Genomic DNA, 399 nt, shown 5'->3' with positions numbered 1-399 from the left:
TGGTCGCAAACTTCTGGATCTGGTGGTACTTTTAATGCTGCCGCGGGTACTTTTACACCAGCTGTTGGTGCAACTACTAGTACCTTCGATTATACTGTTACAGGAACAAACCCTTGTCCTAATGATATTAGTACTGCCACTATAAATATTAATCCTGCCGTTAACGCTGGTACAGATGGTAATACAACCATTTGCGATAGTAGTACAACAACTATAGATTTATTTAGTTTAATCGCTGGTGAAGATACTGGCGGTACTTGGTCGCAAACTTCTGGATCTGGTGGTACTTTTAATGCTGCCGCGGGTACTTTTACACCAGCTGTTGGTGCAACTACTAGTACCTTCGATTATACTGTTACAGGAACAAACCCTTGTCCTAATGATATTAGTACTGCCACT

Annotated in this window: 1 protein-coding gene; it reads left to right on the top strand. The window is 41.6% G+C overall.

All coding sequences use genetic code 11. The annotated features are described in order from the left end of the window. On the top strand, nt 1-399 hold a 399-nt coding region (locus ACVC08_RS00505; RefSeq protein ID WP_452600557.1), incomplete at both ends, for a hypothetical protein.

The organism is Pontimicrobium sp. MEBiC06410 (assembly GCF_053601615.1).
The sequence above is the reverse complement of the archived record's forward strand: the minus strand, read 5'-3'. Positions and strand labels throughout refer to the sequence as shown.